14 protein-coding genes are annotated in these 15922 nt (G+C 65.1%); 11 read left to right on the forward strand and 3 right to left on the reverse strand.

From position 1 onward, the window contains the following. The first annotated feature begins 82 nt into the window (after nt 1-82). From dksA to THSYN_RS21385, 3 genes are all read left to right on the forward strand, one after another. Nucleotides 83-532, forward strand: coding sequence for an RNA polymerase-binding protein DksA (dksA, locus tag THSYN_RS21375; RefSeq protein ID WP_100920905.1), 450 nt, complete (start codon nt 83-85; stop codon nt 530-532). 37 nt (nt 533-569) lie between these two features. Then, nucleotides 570-1463 (forward strand): tRNA glutamyl-Q(34) synthetase GluQRS, encoded by an 894-nt coding sequence (gene gluQRS / locus THSYN_RS21380; RefSeq protein ID WP_100920906.1) that lies wholly within the window; start codon nt 570-572, stop codon nt 1461-1463. A 117-nt stretch (nt 1464-1580) separates the two neighbouring features. Then, nucleotides 1581-3971 (forward strand): phosphoketolase family protein, encoded by a 2391-nt coding sequence (locus THSYN_RS21385; protein WP_100920907.1) that lies wholly within the window; start codon nt 1581-1583, stop codon nt 3969-3971. Here the strand turns inward: THSYN_RS21385 and THSYN_RS34220 are convergent. Next, nucleotides 3950-4087: a hypothetical protein gene (locus THSYN_RS34220; RefSeq protein WP_157817838.1), complete on the reverse strand. Its 138-nt coding sequence runs from the start codon at nt 4085-4087 to the stop codon at nt 3950-3952. The genes THSYN_RS21385 and THSYN_RS34220 overlap by 22 nt on opposite strands. 78 nt (nt 4088-4165) lie before the next feature. Here THSYN_RS34220 and THSYN_RS21390 point away from each other — a divergent pair, with 78 nt between their 5' ends. Next, nucleotides 4166-6673: a glycogen/starch/alpha-glucan phosphorylase gene (locus THSYN_RS21390; RefSeq protein WP_100920908.1), complete on the forward strand. Its 2508-nt coding sequence runs from the start codon at nt 4166-4168 to the stop codon at nt 6671-6673. 171 nt (nt 6674-6844) lie between these two features. On the opposite strand, the gene THSYN_RS21395 is transcribed toward THSYN_RS21390, so the two are convergent. Beyond that, the gene (locus tag THSYN_RS21395) at nt 6845-7120 is read right to left on the reverse strand and encodes a hypothetical protein (RefSeq protein ID WP_157817839.1); all 276 of its coding nucleotides are present in this window, start codon (nt 7118-7120) and stop codon (nt 6845-6847) included. A gap of 101 nt (nt 7121-7221) precedes the next feature. On the opposite strand from THSYN_RS21395, the gene THSYN_RS21400 reads away from it, so the two are divergent. The 3 genes from THSYN_RS21400 to THSYN_RS21410 all read left to right on the forward strand — a co-directional run bounded on the left by THSYN_RS21400 (nt 7222) and on the right by THSYN_RS21410 (nt 9941). Beyond that, nucleotides 7222-7644 (forward strand): hypothetical protein, encoded by a 423-nt coding sequence (locus THSYN_RS21400; RefSeq protein ID WP_236848966.1) that lies wholly within the window; start codon nt 7222-7224, stop codon nt 7642-7644. A gap of 198 nt (nt 7645-7842) precedes the next feature. Beyond that, nucleotides 7843-8433, forward strand: coding sequence for an Hsp20/alpha crystallin family protein (locus THSYN_RS21405; RefSeq protein WP_100920910.1), 591 nt, complete (start codon nt 7843-7845; stop codon nt 8431-8433). Nucleotides 8434-8630: 197 nt separating this feature from the next. Next, a complete protein-coding gene (locus THSYN_RS21410; RefSeq protein WP_100920911.1) occupies nt 8631-9941 on the forward strand; it encodes a MiaB/RimO family radical SAM methylthiotransferase in 1311 nt (436 codons plus the stop codon). 164 nt (nt 9942-10105) lie between these two features. Here the strand turns inward: THSYN_RS21410 and THSYN_RS37415 are convergent, their stop codons facing one another. Next, nucleotides 10106-10528, reverse strand: a complete 423-nt coding sequence (locus THSYN_RS37415; protein ID WP_236848641.1) for a BrnA antitoxin family protein — start codon at nt 10526-10528, stop codon at nt 10106-10108. Nucleotides 10529-10969: 441 nt separating this feature from the next. On the opposite strand from THSYN_RS37415, the gene THSYN_RS21420 reads away from it, so the two are divergent. The 4 genes from THSYN_RS21420 to THSYN_RS21435 all read left to right on the forward strand — a co-directional run bounded on the left by THSYN_RS21420 (nt 10970) and on the right by THSYN_RS21435 (nt 15701). Beyond that, on the forward strand, nt 10970-13075 hold the full coding sequence (locus THSYN_RS21420; RefSeq protein WP_216644802.1) for a type I restriction-modification system subunit M: 2106 nt from the start codon (nt 10970-10972) through the stop codon (nt 13073-13075). Nucleotides 13076-13223: 148 nt separating this feature from the next. Next, the gene (locus THSYN_RS21425; protein WP_100920913.1) at nt 13224-13895 is read left to right on the forward strand and encodes an Abi family protein; all 672 of its coding nucleotides are present in this window, start codon (nt 13224-13226) and stop codon (nt 13893-13895) included. A 70-nt stretch (nt 13896-13965) separates the two neighbouring features. Continuing rightward, nucleotides 13966-15294 (forward strand): restriction endonuclease subunit S, encoded by a 1329-nt coding sequence (locus tag THSYN_RS21430; protein WP_157817840.1) that lies wholly within the window; start codon nt 13966-13968, stop codon nt 15292-15294. Next, entirely contained in the window at nt 15291-15701 is a 411-nt protein-coding gene (locus THSYN_RS21435) for a Fic/DOC family N-terminal domain-containing protein (RefSeq protein ID WP_100920915.1), read from the forward strand. The genes THSYN_RS21430 and THSYN_RS21435 overlap by 4 nt, the downstream gene beginning before the upstream one ends. Nucleotides 15702-15922: the final 221 nt, after the last annotated feature.

Consider the following 15922-nt stretch of genomic DNA (forward strand, 5'->3'; position numbering starts at 1 on the left):
GCGCTTTTCGCGGCCCAGCCCAACGACGGGGCTGGGGATCGGGTCGCGACTCATCCCACTGCGAGCCTGCGGGAGCACGTTCATGGCCGAGACAGCATCCAACCCAGCCAACCATCAGGAGCCCAAGGCCTTCGGCTTTGAGCCCTACAAGGCGGCGAGCGACGAAGAGTATATGAGCCCGGGACAGGAGGAACACTTCCGCCTGATCCTGCTGGCCTGGAAGCAATCGCTGATGGAAGAGGTGGACCGGACCGTCCACCACATGCAGGACGAGGCGACCAACTTCCCGGACCCGAACGACCGCGCCACCCAGGAGTCGGAGTTCAGCCTGGAACTGCGCACCCGGGACCGCGAGCGCAAGTTGATCAAAAAGATCGAGGAGGCCATGACCCGTATCACCGAACACGAGTACGGGTATTGCGAGGCGTGCGGGGTGGAAATCGGCATCCGCCGACTGGAGGCCCGCCCCACGGCCACGCTCTGCATCGACTGCAAGACCCTGGACGAGATTCGCGAAAAACAGCGCGGCTGACCCCGCCGCGCCCGCGACCGGGCCGCGCGCGCCACCCATGGCCTACCGGGGACGCTTTGCCCCCTCCCCCACGGGCGCACTGCACTTCGGCTCACTCGTCACGGCCGTTGCGAGCTGCGCCGACGCCCGCGCCCACGGCGGCGAGTGGTTGGTGCGGATCGAGGACCTGGACCGCCCCCGGGAGGCCCCGGGGGCAGCCGACGGCATCCTGCGCACCCTGCTCGCCTTGGGTCTGCGGTGGGATGGCGCACCCCTGTTTCAGAGCCGTCGCGCCGCCGCCTATGAGGAGGCGCTGGCGCGGCTCGGCGCACTTGGCCTGACCTATCCCTGCGCCTGCTCGCGGACCGAGATCGCGCGCAACGGCCGCCGCGGCAGCGTTGGCCCCATCTACCCCGGTACCTGCCGCCACGGACTCCCGCCCGGGCGGCAACCCCGCTCCATCCGCCTGCGCACCAGTCCCGCGCCGGTGCAGTTTCGCGACCGTATCCAAGGCGAACAGCGGCAGGACGTCGCGGCCGTCATGGGTGACTTCGTGCTGCGGCGGGCCGACGGCATCCACGCCTACCAACTGGCAGTCGTCGTCGATGATGCCTGGCAGGGCATCAGCCAGGTGGTCCGCGGCGCGGATCTGCTCGCCAGCACGCCGGCCCAGTGCCTGCTGCAACAGGCCCTGGGACTCCCCACCCCGACCTATGCCCATGTGCCGCTGGCGGTCGATGCCGCGGGCCGCAAGCTCAGTAAATCACTGGCGTCGGCCCCGGTGGACCCTGCCGACCCCATGCCCGCCCTGCGGCGCGCCTGGGCCTGGCTGGGGCAGACCCCGGGGCCGACCCCCACCTCGCCGGCGGACTTCTGGCGGCATGCAACCCGCGCTTGGCGCATCGAGCGGGTCCCCGCGCTCACCCGCGCTTGCATCGCTCCCGATCCTTAGGCGAGTATCGCCCGGCGAAGCCGCAGCGTCGGGCCGCCCCCAGGCCGCGAGGTTCACGGCGCGGTAAGGTTTCGACGTTACACTACACGCAAAAAGTCACCCTTGGAGGACCCGTCCATGACCGCCCAACAGCCCGACTCGACGACCCCAGACCCCTTGTCTGCCGACCTTCTGCGCAAGATGAACGCCTACTGGCGCGCCTGCAACTACCTGGCCGCCGGCATGATCTATCTGCGGGACAACCCCCTGTTGCGCGAGCCCCTGCAAGAGGCGCACATCAAAGAGCGGCTGCTGGGCCATTGGGGCGCAAGCCCGGGTCTGTCCTTCATCTGGGTCCACATGAACCGGATTATCCGGGCACAGAACCAGGAGGCCATCTTCCTGGCCGGCCCCGGTCATGGCGCCCCGGGCGTGCTGGCCCCAATCTACCTGGAGGGGACCTACTCCGAGGTCTACCCCAACAAGAGCGAGGACGAGGAGGGCCTGCAGGCCTTTTTCAAGCAGTTCTCCTTCCCCGGCGGCATCGGCTCCCACTGTACCCCCGAGACCCCCGGCTCCATCCACGAGGGGGGGGAACTCGGCTATTCGATCTCCCACGCCTTCGGCGCCGCCTTCGACAACCCCAACCTCCTGGTGGTCGTGGCGGTGGGCGACGGCGAGTCGGAGACCGGCCCGTTGGCCACCTCCTGGCACTCCAGCAAGTTCCTGAATCCGATCCGCGATGGGGCCGTGCTGCCGGTCCTGCATCTCAACGGCTACAAGATCAACAACCCCACCCTGCTCGCGCGCATTCCCAACGAGGAACTGGCGAGCCTGATGCGCGGCTACGGCTGGACCCCCCACTTCGTCGAGGGCGATGACCCGCTCACGATGCACCAACTCATGGCCGCCACGCTCGATCGCTGCCTCGGCGAGATCCATGGCATCCAGCAGGCCGCGCGCACCAGCGGTGAGGCCACCCGCGGCCACTGGCCCATGATCGTGCTGCGCTCGCCCAAGGGCTGGACCGGCCCCAAGGAGGTGGACGGTCACCGGGTGGAAGGCTTCTGGCGCGCCCACCAGGTCCCGCTCGCGGGCCTGCACAACAACCCGGCGCATCTGAAGCAGCTCGAGGACTGGCTGCGGAGCTACAAACCCGAGGAGCTGTTCGACGACGCCGGCCGACTGATCCCCGAACTGAAGGAACTCGCCCCCACCGGCAACCTGCGCATGAGCGCCAGCCCCCACGCCAACGGCGGCATCCTGCGCCGGGCGCTGCGCATGCCGGATTTTCGCACCTATGCGGCGGACGTCGGCACCCCGGGGACCACCCGCGCCATGAATACCAAGCCCTTGGGCGCCATGCTGCGCGACATCATGGCGGATAACATGCGCAATTTCAGGGTCTTCGGCCCGGACGAGAACAGTTCCAACAAGCTCGACGCGATCTATGCGGTCAGTAAGAAGCTGTGGCTGTGCGATTACAAACCGGAGGACGCCGACGGCGGTGAGCTCGCCCCCGACGGGCGCGTCCTGGAGATGCTCTCCGAGCACACGCTCGAGGGCTGGTACGAGGGCTATCTGCTCACCGGCCGCCACGGCTTCTTCGCCACCTACGAGGCCTTCGTCCACGTCATCGACAGCATGTACAACCAGCACGCCAAATGGCTGGCCATCTGTAACGAGATCCCCTGGCGGGCGCCCGTCTCCTCGCTCAACCTGCTGATCACCTCCACCGTCTGGCGCCAGGACCACAACGGCTTCACCCATCAGGACCCCGGATTCCTGGACGTGGTGGTCAACAAGAACCCGCACGTCACCCGCATCTACCTGCCCCCGGACGTGAATTGCCTGCTGTCCACGGCGGACCACTGCCTGCGCAGCATGAACAACATCAACGTCATCGTCTGCGACAAGCAGGACCACCTGCAATATCTCAGCATGGACGAGGCGGTCAAGCACTGCACCAAGGGTCTGGGGATCTGGGAATGGGCGAGCAACGACCAGGGCGCCGAGCCCGACGTGGTGATGGTGGGCTGCGGCGACATCCCCACCAAGGAGGCCCTGGCCGCCACGGCGATGCTGCGCGAGGCCTTCGCGGACATCAAGATCCGCTTCGTCAACGTCGTGGACCTCTTCCGGATGCAGCCGGCCGGCGAGCACCCCCACGGCCTGTCCGACGCCGACTTCGACTCCATCTTCACCAAGAACAGGCCGATCATCTTCAACTTCCACGGCTACCCCTGGCTGATCCACCGCCTGGCCTACCGCCGCACCAACCACGCAAACCTGCATGTGCGCGGCTACAAGGAGAAAGGCAACATCAACACCCCCCTGGAGCTGGCGATCAGCAACGAGATCGACCGCTTCAGCCTGGCCATCGACGTGATCAACCGGGTCCCGCGCCTCCAGGCCACCGGCGCCCATGTCAAGCAGCGCCTGCGCGACCTCCAGATCGAGGCACGCGCCTACGCCTTCGAGAACGGGATCGACAAGCCGGAGTTCGATCAGTGGACCTGGCCCTTGTAATGGCGCGGAAGCGCTGAACCCCAGACCCGGCAATTGCCTAAAGCGTCGTTGTCGTTGTCGTTGTCGTAATCGAGGTTATCGTAGCGTCCCGGATTCTCTCGCACCCCAAAGTGCATCGCTTCTCCGACAACGACAACGACAACGACAACGATTGTGCTTAACTTGTTCTTGACGCGTTACTTAAGAGGCGCCCAATGTCCCCCGAGAAGACGCTCGAAGCCCCGGACCCGGCAGCGACTCCGACCCACGAGCACACCCGTACCGGCATGTCGAAGGACGCGCTCAACCGCGCCTTCATCGACAACCTGTTCTATGTCCAGGGCCGCTTCCGCGAGGTCGCCAGCCCCAACGACCTCTACATGGCGGCCGCCTACACGGTACGCGACCGCCTGCTGGGGCGCTGGATCAAGTGTGCCGAGACCTACCGGGACTCCAAGGCCCGCACGGTCTGCTACTTTTCCGCCGAGTTTCTGCTCGGACCCCACCTGCTCAACAACCTGGTCAACCTCGGGATCACCGATGTGGCCGGCGAGGCCGGCGCCGAGTTGGGACTCGATCTGCACGAACTCATCGAGACCGAAGAGGAACCAGGTCTGGGCAACGGCGGCCTGGGCCGGCTCGCCGCCTGTTACATGGACTCGCTCAGCACGGTGCAGATCCCCGCCATCGGCTACGGCATCCGCTATGAATTCGGCATCTTCGACCAGGTGATCGAGGACGGCTGGCAGGTGGAGAAGAGCGACACCTGGCTCAAGAACGGCAACCCCTGGGAGATCCTGCGCCACGGGCTGCGCTTCCCGGTCAAGTTCGGCGGCCGCACCGAGCAGTACCACGACGAGCACGGCACCTTGCGCGTGCGTTGGCTGGCGGACATGGAGGTCATCGGGGTCGGCTATGACACCCCGATCCTGGGCTACGGGGTCGGCAACGTCAGCCTGTTGCGACTGTGGAAGTCCGAGGCCTGCGAGTCATTCGACTTCCAGTCATTCAACGTCGGCGACTACTATGGCGCGGTCCAGGCCAAGATCGAGGCCGAAACCATCTCCAAGGTCCTCTATCCCAACGACGAGCCCTCGGCAGGCAAGGAACTGCGCTTGAAGCAGCAGTATTTCTTCGTCTCCTGCTCGCTCCAGGACATGATCCGGCTGCAGTTGCATACGGTCGGCCCGCTCGATGGCCTGGCCGACAAGTTCGTCGCCCAGCTCAACGATACCCATCCGGCCATCGCGATAGCGGAATTGATGCGGCTGCTGATGGACGAGCACGGCATGGGCTGGGACCAGGCTTGGGGCATCACCCACAAGACCTTCTGCTACACCAATCACACCCTGCTGCCCGAGGCCCTGGAGACCTGGTCCGTGCGGCTCTTCGAGAAGCTACTGCCGCGTCACCTGGAGATCATCTACGAGATCAACCGGCGCTTTCTGGACGAGGTGCGGGTGCGCTTCCTCAACGACGAGGGGCGGGTCGCGCGGATGTCGCTGATCGGTGAAGAGGGCGGCCGACGGGTACGCATGGCCAACCTGGCGGTGGTCGGATCGAGCGCGGTGAACGGCGTGGCGCAACTGCACTCCGAACTGGTCAAGACCACCATTCTCAAGGATTTCTACGACCTGTGGCCCGAACGCTTCCACAACGTCACCAACGGGGTCACCCCGCGCCGCTTCATCGCCGTCTGCAACCCCCGCCTGGCCGCCCTGATCACCGAGACCTGCGGCGACGACCGCTGGCTGACGGACCTCAACTGCCTGCGCGAATTGGAAAACTATGCGGACGACGCCGACTTTCAGGGGCGCTGGCGCGCGGTCAAGACCGCCGCCAAGCGCAACCTGGCCCGGTGGCTCACGAAACATGCCTGGGTCACGGTGGACCCGGAGAGCCTGTTCGACGTCCAGGCCAAGCGCCTGCACGAATACAAACGCCAGCACCTGAACCTGCTGCACATCGTCAGCCTCTACCAGCGCCTCAAGCAGGACCCGAACCTGCCCATGGTCCCACGCACCTTCATCTTCGGGGCCAAGGCCGCGCCCGGCTATCACCTCGCCAAGCTGATCATCAAGCTGATCAACGCGGTGGCCGATGTCATCAATCACGACCCCCAGGTCAACGACAGCCTGCGCGTCGCCTTCATGCCCAACTTCAATGTCCAGAACGGCCAGCGGCTCTATCCCGCCGCCGACATCTCGGAGCAGATCTCATTGGCCGGCAAGGAGGCCTCGGGGACCGGCAATATGAAGTTCTCCATGAACGGCGCCCTGACCATCGGCACCCTGGACGGGGCCAACGTGGAGATCCGCGAAGAGGTCGGGGAGGACAACTTCTTCCTCTTCGGCATGACCGCCGAGGAGGTCAGCCGACGCCAGGCAGAAGGCTATCGACCCTGGGATATCTGCCGCGACGACCACGAGTTGAAATCGGTGCTCGATCTCATCACTTCGGGCCTCTTCTCCCACGGCGACACCACCCTGTTCCGACCGCTGATCGACAACCTGATCCACCAGGACCCCTTCATGGTACTGGCCGACTACCGCGCCTATCTCGACTGCCAGGAGCGCGTCAGCCGCGCCTGGGCGGACCGGCCGCGCTGGGAGCGGATGTCGATACTCAATGTCGCGCGCATGGGAAAATTCTCCTCCGACCGGGCGATTCGGGAATATGCCGAGAAGATCTGGAAGGTCAAGCCGCTGCCGGTTTCACTCTAGGTCGTCGGTCCGCGCAGCGGACCCTACGGGCGCGGGGTCTTAAGTATCGCGAAGCGAAGATCCCGCTACCATTCGAGACTATCCGTGAGCTTGAGAAATGGACAGGATTCACAGGATTTCTCAGGATTTACAGGATGTGTTGCTGATGCGCGTCGCACGCTATTTGTCCTGTTAATCCTGCAAAATCCTGTTAATCCTGTCCAAGGCTTCAACCTTGGATCGGCAGGCCAAGGCTGAAGCCTTGGACTCCAAATGGGCATCGCTGGCCGGAACGATGATCAAGGCCGATGGCTGATGAGCCGGGCTTCTGATCGAGGTCTCCGACAACGCCTGCCGCCCGAGGCGATAGGAGAAACGTGCCGCGGCACCGCCGGGCAGCCGATCGGTTATCATGACCGCCCATTTTCCGCTGCCATTCTTCACCAGCCATGCTACCCGATCAGCCATTACCTCACCGCTTGCCCGCACCGGCCGCGAACGCCGACACCACCCTCGCCTGGTCCGAGACGGACCAGGGTGCGGCCGGCGCCGTGCTCGCGCGTTACGGGATGCAGATCGTCGCGTGCCCCGCCGACACCCCCATCCCCGGGAGCTTCTTCGGCGACTCCGAGGCCGGGCTGATCGGCGACCGGCTCTATCTGCGCGCCGACACGCCGCTGCACTCGGTCCTGCACGAGGCCAGCCACTACATCTGCATGGACCCGGCCCGCCGCGCCGTCCTGCACACCGACGCGGGCGGCGACTATCCGGAAGAGAACGGTGTCTGCTACCTGCAGATCCTGCTGGCCGACCAGATCCCCGGTATGGGACGGGCGCGGATGCTCGCCGATATGGATGCCTGGGGCTACAGCTTCAGGCTGGGCTCGGCCCGGGCCTGGTTCGAGCAGGACGCGACCGACGCCCGCGACTGGCTGCGTGAGCACGGGCTGACCGACGACCTGGACCGCCCCACCTGGGCCCGGCGCGGCTGAACCCGGCAGGCGCCGCCACCTCCCTTAGGGGCTGCCGATGAACCTAAGAGGAGCAGTTATCCACAGATGAACACATATTATTCATTGACTTACACTTGGCCAAGGGGCCTACCTTGCCGGCGACTGTGATATCAGCGATAAGCGCATGACAATTAAAAGACAATCTGTGTTCATCTATGTTCATTCGTGGATTTTAGGATGACCCACCGCCGCCTCGCAATCGCCCTCGCCGGCGCGCTGGCCGCGGCCAGCCCGGCCCTGGCCTGGACCGGCTACGGCCCGGGAGGCGCCAAGGAACCTGGCCGTTTTCCGCCGCCATCGGCCGCTGACGCGCCCGTCGCGGCCCCCAAGGCGGGAACCGGCACCGAGCCCCCGGTCAACGGGGGCGGCCGGCAGGCGCTCCCCGGGGGGCCGCCGCGCCTTGATGTCGTAGGCGACACCGAGGCCAACGGCTATCTGCTCCGGATCAAGGTCAGCGGCGGCCGACCGGACGCGGTCGAGGTCACCCCGAGCGGCCAAAGCCTCAACCTCTCGCTGCGCACCGGCGGCAGTTCGATTGAGCAGGGCAGCGTCGGCGACGGCGGCTACCGGCAAGGCTCCAGCGCCGCCCAGGGGTCGGTCAGACGGCGCGTGCCGCTACCGGCCGACGCCGACCTGCGCCGCCTGACCCGGGAGGTCAAGGACGACACCCTGCTGCTGCACATCCCGCGGGTCACGGGACGCCGCGCCGCCCCCGGCGGGCCGCCCGACCCCAAGCCAAACCTGGACAGCGGCCAGGGCGCCCGCTGACCACGCCAAGGCCCGGCGACCCGATCATCCCAGAAAAATGCAGTTTAGCCGCAAATGAACGCAAATTGACGCAAATAATCAGAGGCTTGGCCTTTGCTGCATGTTCACCGTCCGGGTGCCCCCCGCGACGATGCTAACCAGCAGATTTATTTGCGCTTATTTGCGTTCATTTGCGGCCAAATACTCTTTCTAGGATCATGCGCACCCGCCCCCGCGTCCTGCTCAAGTCATTCGGCTGCCGCCTCAACGAGGCCGAACTGGAGGACTGGGCGCAGGGCTTTCGGGCGCGCGGCTTCGACCTGGCCGGGGACGCGGGGCCGGCGGACCTGGTGGTCATCAACACCTGCGCCGTCACCGCGGAGGCGGCACGCAAGTCGCGCCAATGGTTGCGGCGCGCCCACCGCGCCCACCCGCACGCGCGCCTGGTGCTCTCCGGCTGTCTGGCGTCACTGGAGGCGGCGGACCTGGCGCGCGAATCCGGGGTGGCGCTCCTCATCGACAACCGCGACAAGGACCGGCTGGTGGCGCTTGCCGCGGCGGCCCTGGACCTGCCGATCCTGGCGCAAGGCTCCACCGGGACAGCGCCCAACCCCCTGTTCGCCCGCGGCCGACAGCGCGCCTTCATCAAGGTGCAGGACGGCTGCCGCCACGCCTGCACCTTCTGTGTGACCACCTTGGCGCGGGGTCCGGAGCGCGACCGCCCGCTCTCGGCGATCATCGCTGCCATCAACCGGTCCGTCGCCGACGGGGTGCGCGAGGTCCTGCTCACCGGGGTCCATCTGGGCGGCTACGGCAGCACCCTCGGGGGCGACCTGGCCGTGCTGGTGCGCGCGGTGCTCGATGAGACCCAAATCCCACGCCTGCGCCTGGGCTCGCTCGAACCCTGGGACCTGCCGGACGGCTTCTGGGACCTGTTCGCCGACCCGCGCCTCATGCCCCACCTGCACCTGCCGCTGCAGAGCGGCGCCGACACCGTACTGCGGCGCATGGCGCGGCGCTGCAAGACCGAGGAGTTCGCCCAGTTGGCCTCACTGGGGCGGGCCGCGGTGCCGGGGCTCAACCTCAGCACCGACATCATCGCCGGTTTCCCCGGCGAGACCGAAGCGGAGTGGCAGGAAACCCTGGGCTTCGTCGCCGCCATGGGCTTCGGCCAGGTCCATTGCTTCGCCTACTCACCGCGGGCCGGCACCCGCGCGGCCGCGCTTGCCGACCAGGTGGATGCCGACACCAAACGGGCGCGGGTCATGGAACTGAAAGACCTGGCGGATCAGTTGCAACGGCAGGTCTTCGCGTCCCAGGTCGGCCGCGACTGCCGGGTCCTGCGCGAGGCCCAGCCGCGCGGGGGACGGCCCGGGGACCTGTTCGGCTATACGCCCAATTACCTGCCGGTGCGCATCGACGGGCATCCGGACGCGGCGGCGGTCGGTGAGATCCTGGAGGTCAAGATCCGCGGCATCGACCCGGACGGCGGGGCCTTGCGGGGGAGTCTTCGCGATCAGGCCGGGTAAGGGCCTGTTTGCGCGGGTGCGACACCCAATCGATGGAGGACAGCATCTCGTCGCCGTGCGTTATCTGCCATTATCGCTAGCCACGCCGGGCCGCCAGACCAACAAGAGCCGACCGCTGCCAGGGGCCGCTGATGGGTCATTATCCGCCGCTCGGCTGGCCGACGTCACTCCGGACGGGGGCGCTGGCGCGCGTCTTGAGCCAGTCTCAAGGCATTGTCCATGAGCGTCTGCCAGCCGGGTCCGTCGGCGCGAAACGCGGCCAAGACCTCGGGGCTGAGCCGGATCGTCGTCGAGACCTTGATGGCGGCCCGGCCCGGACCGCGGCGGCGCGCCGCCCGGGTCTCGCGCAACTCGGCAAGTCCGTGGCTCGTGATGGCCCCCTGCCAGTACGCGGCCACGGCAGCCGGTTCATTGGGCTCGTAGGGGCAGTCCGGGTCCTCGACGCGCTCCGGGGCCGCGGCCATCTGCTCAGGGCTGATGGATGGCTTGGAAGTAGCGTTACGTTTCATGTTTGGTTCCGGCGCGGCAAGGTCGATGCCATGGTCGGCGAGATTGGCGCGGCACTTGACCGCGCCGAAGGTGATCATCAATCGAAGTGTAGTAACGGACAGGTTCGCAGTCCAGCAACCTGTTACTACGCGACTGCCGGGTCTTGCGCACGGTTCAACCCCGCGGCGGACGGCCCGGGGACCTGTTCGGCTCTAACCTCAACGACCTGCCGGCCCGCGTCGACGGGCACCCGGACGCGGCGGCGGGCGGCGAGGTCATGGACGTGAAGATCCGCGGTCTTGATCCGGACGGGGGGCCTTGCGGGGGTCGCTGGTCCGCACAGCGGACCCTACGGGGCCCGCGCGCCCGCCGGCTGAGACGGGCGGCGGATCAGGTTCGACCAAGCCCCGCGGGCAGGGGCCCGCGGACTGTGGCATTCTGCGGCCGGTGCGGCGCCCCGCTGCGCGCGCCGCCGACCATCGAGCCCCGGACCGACCGCAAGGTCCGCCGGGCGAGCGCGCACAAGGAAATAAGATCACCTGTCCATGAACAATTTCTCCGAAAAGGTCAGCTTCATCTGGGGGGTGGCCGACCTGCTGCGCGGCGATTACAAACCGTCTGAATACGGCCGCGTCATCCTCCCCTTCATCCTGCTGCGGCGCCTCGACCAGGTCCTGGCCCTGACGCGCGAGGCGGTCTGGAACACCGACGGCGCCGGCGACAAGCTGCCGGCGGCCCTGCGCGAGCGGATGCTGATGAAGAGCGCCGCCTGCGGCTTCTACAACCTGGACCGGCTCGACTTCCCCAAGGTCTTGCAGGACCCGGACAATATCGCCGCCAATCTCACGCGCTTCCTGCACGGTTTCTCGGCCAATGTGCGCGACATCCTGGAGCGCTTCCGTTTCGAGACCCAGATCGCCCGGCTCGACCACGCCAACCTGCTGTTCCTGGTCGCGCGCCGGTTCATCGAACTCGACCTGCACCCCTACCGGCGCCATCCCGACGGCAGCCTGCTGCTGGGGCCGGACGGTCAGCCCGAGCCCAATGTCACCAACCACGAGATGGGCTCGATCTTTGAGGAGCTGATCCGCCGCTTCTCGGAGCAATCCAACGAGACCGCCGGTGAGCACTTCACCCCGCGCGAGGTCATCGCCTTCATGGTCAACCTGCTGTTCGCCGAGGACGATGAGGCCCTGCAACAGCCCGGCCTGGTGCGCACCCTCTATGACCCGGCCTGCGGCACCGGCGGTATGTTGTCGGTGGCCGAGGACCATCTGGGCCGACTCAACCCGCAGGCGCGGCTCGAGGTCTTCGGCCAGGAACTGAACGACGAGTCCTATGCCATCTGCAAGGCCGATATGCTGGTCAAGGGCCAGGCGGCCGACAACATCAAGTGCGGCAACTCCTTCTCGGCGGACGCACTGCCGGACTTGAAGGCCGACTATCTGATCAGCAATCCGCCCTTCGGCGTCGACTGGTCCAAGGCCGAAAAGGCCGTCAAGGACGAGCACGAGACCCAAGGACATGGCGGGCGCTTCGGCCCCGGCCTGCCGCGCAAGAACGACGGCTCGCTTTTGTTCCTGCTGCACATGCTGAGCAAGATGAAGCGCCCGCACCAAGGCGGCAGCCGGCTCGCCATCGTCTTCAACGGCTCCCCGCTCTTCACCGGCGCGGCCGCGTCCGGCGAGAGCGAGATCCGCCGCTGGATCATCGAGAACGACTGGCTGGAGGCCATCGTCGCCCTGCCCGACCAGATGTTCTACAACACCGGCATCAGCACCTACGTCTGGCTCCTGACCAACCGCAAGGCGCCCGCACGCCGCGGTAAGGTCCAGCTCATCAACGGCGTCAACCGCTTCCGCAAGATGCGCAAGTCGCTCGGCGACAAGCGCAAGGAACTGGGGCCGGACGACATCGACACCCTGACCCGACTCTATGCGGACTTCACCGCAGGCCCCGAGGTCAAGGTCTTCGACAATGCCGACTTCGGCTTCCACCGCATCACGGTGGAGCGCCCCCTGCGGCTCAATTTCCAGGCAAGCCCCGAGCGCATCGAGCGTCTGAAGGAGGAGAAGACCTGGCAGGCACTCTTGACCAGCAAGAAGAAGGGCGGCGGCGCCGCGGCCGAGATCCTGGAGGGCGAGGCCACCCAGAGGGCCGTGCTCGACCTGCTCAAGACCCTCGCCGCCCCCCTAGACCGGACCAGCGCAGCGCCGTCCACCGAGCCGACCGCACCGCTCTACAAGAACCGCGACGTCTTCACCAAGTCACTCAAGTCCGCCGCCAGGACGAGGGGCCTCAAGCTCGCCGCCCCGGTCCTCAAGGCCATCCTGAGCGCGCTGTCCGAGCGTGACGAGAGCGCCGATGTTTGCACCGACAACGGCCAGCCGGAGCCGGACCCGGACCTGCGCGACTACGAGAACGTACCGCTCAAGGACGACATCGGCGCCTACCTGGAGCGCGAGGTCCTGCCCCATGTGCCGGATGCCTGGGTGGACCATTCCAAGACCAAAATCGGTTACGAGATCCCCTTTACCCGGCACTTCTATGTCTACCAGGCGCCGCGGCCGTTGGCGGTGATACGTAGCGAAATCGAGGCGTTGGAAAGCGAGATTCAGGGGTTGCTGGGGAGGGTACTCGGATGAGTCCGCAAACCAGGGCAGACAGGATCGGCGCTTGCGAGGGCTTTACTATCGCGACCACAGCCTCCATAATCTGTGGCAACAACACCCGCCAAGGCTATGCCCCTCGGGGTACCCTCAAACTGGCGGGTTACTTTTTTCCGGGGCTCGCATGAGATACGCGAAACCCCACACCTCCCTCCAAAAGCAGATTGAGTTGTTGACCAACCGCGCGATGGTCATCGCCGACTCGGCCTCTGCGCTCAACGACCTATCCCATATCGGCTACTACCGGCTCCGGGGATACTGGATACCCTTCGAGACGACCGATGCCACCGGAAGCGACCACCGATTCCTCGCTGGTACGACCTTTGAGCAGGTTCTGAACCTTTATACTTTCGACCGGGCACTACGCCTGCTGGTAAACGATGCGATCAAGCGCATCGAGATTTCTGTGCGCAACCAGTGGGTTGATGTGCTCGCGGATGCCCACGGACCGCACGCCTACCTGGATTCCTCGCTCTTCTCCAGCCACCGCCAATATGGTCGCAGTCTCTGCGCCCATCATGCGCGCTTGTGGAACCGCGAGGTCACTGTGACGATGCAACTCCCGCGCACCAAGCCTGCTTCGCTGATCCCCAGCCTTGACCCCGGCCCTGATGCCAATCAGGCCCCGCGCCGCATCTATAACACGCTCGTGATGCTGGCCTACTTTATGGACTGCATCAACCCCGGCCACGACTGGAGGGAGCGGTTGTTCGCATTGCTTGAACGCCATCAGGTCGATGTGCGACAGATGGGGTTTCCTGAGGATTACACGGAGCGGGCGATATGGAGAAGCTGAGGATGGCGACCAACTATGACATCAGGGAGTTGGAGGGCGAGACTCAGGGGTTTTTGGGGAGGGGCTTGGCGTGAGCGATTTGCATTGGGTAGGCGCACTACCGTCTGGCTGGCGCCTTCTTCGTCTACGGCACGTTGCATCGATCACCAACAGCAACGTCGATAAGAAATCGTATGACGATGGTCAGCCGGTACGTCTCTGCAACTACAACGATGTGTACAAGAACGAGTTTATCACTGATCGCATGGAGTTCATGGAAGCGACTGCTACGTCGAATGAGATTCTCCGCTTCACACTAAGACCAAGCGATGTTGTAATCACCAAAGATTCCGAGTCCTGGAATGACATAGCGGTCGCGGCCTGCGTGGCCGAGCTGCTGCGGGACGTTGTCTGCGGGTATCACCTCGCTGTACTGCGCGCTGATGCCGAACTGCTTCAGGGCCGTTTTCTGCATCGCGCCATTCAGGCGACGGGCGTTCGCGAACAGTTTTGGATGGCCGCAAACGGCGTGACACGCTTTGGATTAGGTCAGCAGGGGATAAAGGAAGCCTTGTTGCCAATCCCCCCGCTTGCCACACAAGAAGCCATCGCCGACTACCTCGACGAAAAGACCGCCGACCTCGACGCGCTGATCGAGAAGAAGCGCAAGCTGCTGGACCTGCTGGCCGAGGAACGCACCGCCCTCATCAACCAGGTAGTGACCAAGGGTCTTGACCCCAGCGTACCGATAAAGGAATCCGGTATCCCGTGGATTGGCGAGATACCAGCACATTGGGAAATAGGACGTCTCAAGGTATTCCTGGATTTCAAGACATCCGGATCAAGAGGGTGGGCCGATTACTACACAGATGACGCGGATTCACCGATTTTCATTCAAAGCGGCAATCTCGGAAGACATTTGAACCTGGACCTAACAAATATTCAACATGTGAATCCGCCGATGGGATCGGAAGGGGAGCGCACCCTGGTTAAGGACAATGACGTTCTTGTTTGCATCACCGGTGCTCGAACCGGAGCGGTCGCGTTCGTTGACGTGACTCTGCCGGTCTCCGCCTATATCAACCAGCATGTTGCATTGCTACGCCCCAACCCACTGATCGCTGACCCGCATTTCATCGCCATGGCATTGACTTCCGAGGTCGGCGCAAACCATTTCCAGATGGCACAGTACGGAGGAACCAAACAGGGTCTCGGGCTGGATGATGTTGGCAATACGTTGTTACCGCTTCCCCCTCTTCGTGAGCAGCAGTCGATTTCAACTTATGTCGATGAGGGGCTCTGTCAGGCACGAGCGACCCAACTTAGCATCTGTAGGCAACTCGACCGCCTCCAAGAATACCGCCAAGCCCTCATCACCGCCGCCGTCACCGGCCAACTCGACATCGGGGCCGCGGCATGAATCCATACAGCCCAGACCCGCTGCCGCCCGAGAACATCGACTACGGCGCCCTGGTGGGCCTCGTTGGACGAGCAAATGCCGCACTTGCCCGCTACGATGGGCTGTTGCAAGGCATCGTCAACCCAGGCCTGCTCCTGTCTCCATTGACAACGCAGGAGGCGGTGCTGTCGTCCCGGATAGAAGGCACTCAGGCGACGCTGGACGAGGTCCTGGAGCATGAGGCTGGTCAGCCGATGCCACCTGAGAAGGCCCAGGATATCCGAGAGATCGCGAATTATCGCGCCGCTTTGATTCGGGCCTCCGAAGAACTGCAACACCGCCCGCTCAGCCTGTCGCTGGTGAAACAGATGCATTCCCTGTTGATGGACAGCGTTCGCGGCGCGGATAAAGAGCCGGGGCGGTTGTAACCGTTTAGCCCCCCTGTTCCTAGCCCCCTCGCGGACGGCCTTGACGTAGTACCGGCCAGCCACGCCCGGTCCGCACCGCAAAGCCTACGGGAAGGCTCCGCGCCCGAAGGGTCCGCGGTGCGGACCAGCGACCGCGCGGCCGGCGGGATGGCCGGGAGTATGATGAATGTCTCTTAAGCGATCATCAGCCTACGCGACAAAGCTCGACGGTCCTGGCAAAC

The sequence above is a fragment of the Candidatus Thiodictyon syntrophicum genome (genome assembly GCF_002813775.1).
Lineage (GTDB): Bacteria > Pseudomonadota > Gammaproteobacteria > Chromatiales > Chromatiaceae > Thiodictyon > Thiodictyon syntrophicum.

What these genes read in the sequence shown, in the direction of transcription:
- THSYN_RS21405 (WP_100920910.1), top strand. Translation starts at nt 7,843, where the DNA reads ATGACCCACCGCCGCCTCGCAATCGCCCTCGCCGGCGCGCTGGCCGCG.
- THSYN_RS34220 (WP_157817838.1), bottom strand. Translation starts at nt 4,087, where the DNA reads ATGCACTTTGGGGTGCGAGAGAATCCGGGACGCTACGATAACCTCGAT.
- THSYN_RS21395 (WP_157817839.1), bottom strand. Translation starts at nt 7,120, where the DNA reads ATGGCTGATCGGGTAGCATGGCTGGTGAAGAATGGCAGCGGAAAATGG.
- THSYN_RS21425 (WP_100920913.1), top strand. Translation starts at nt 13,224, where the DNA reads ATGAGATACGCGAAACCCCACACCTCCCTCCAAAAGCAGATTGAGTTG.
- gluQRS (WP_100920906.1), top strand. Translation starts at nt 570, where the DNA reads ATGGCCTACCGGGGACGCTTTGCCCCCTCCCCCACGGGCGCACTGCAC.
- dksA (WP_100920905.1), top strand. Translation starts at nt 83, where the DNA reads ATGGCCGAGACAGCATCCAACCCAGCCAACCATCAGGAGCCCAAGGCC.
- THSYN_RS21410 (WP_100920911.1), top strand. Translation starts at nt 8,631, where the DNA reads ATGCGCACCCGCCCCCGCGTCCTGCTCAAGTCATTCGGCTGCCGCCTC.
- THSYN_RS21390 (WP_100920908.1), top strand. Translation starts at nt 4,166, where the DNA reads ATGTCCCCCGAGAAGACGCTCGAAGCCCCGGACCCGGCAGCGACTCCG.
- THSYN_RS21435 (WP_100920915.1), top strand. Translation starts at nt 15,291, where the DNA reads ATGAATCCATACAGCCCAGACCCGCTGCCGCCCGAGAACATCGACTAC.
- THSYN_RS21385 (WP_100920907.1), top strand. Translation starts at nt 1,581, where the DNA reads ATGACCGCCCAACAGCCCGACTCGACGACCCCAGACCCCTTGTCTGCC.
- THSYN_RS21400 (WP_236848966.1), top strand. Translation starts at nt 7,222, where the DNA reads ATGCAGATCGTCGCGTGCCCCGCCGACACCCCCATCCCCGGGAGCTTC.
- THSYN_RS37415 (WP_236848641.1), bottom strand. Translation starts at nt 10,528, where the DNA reads ATGATCACCTTCGGCGCGGTCAAGTGCCGCGCCAATCTCGCCGACCAT.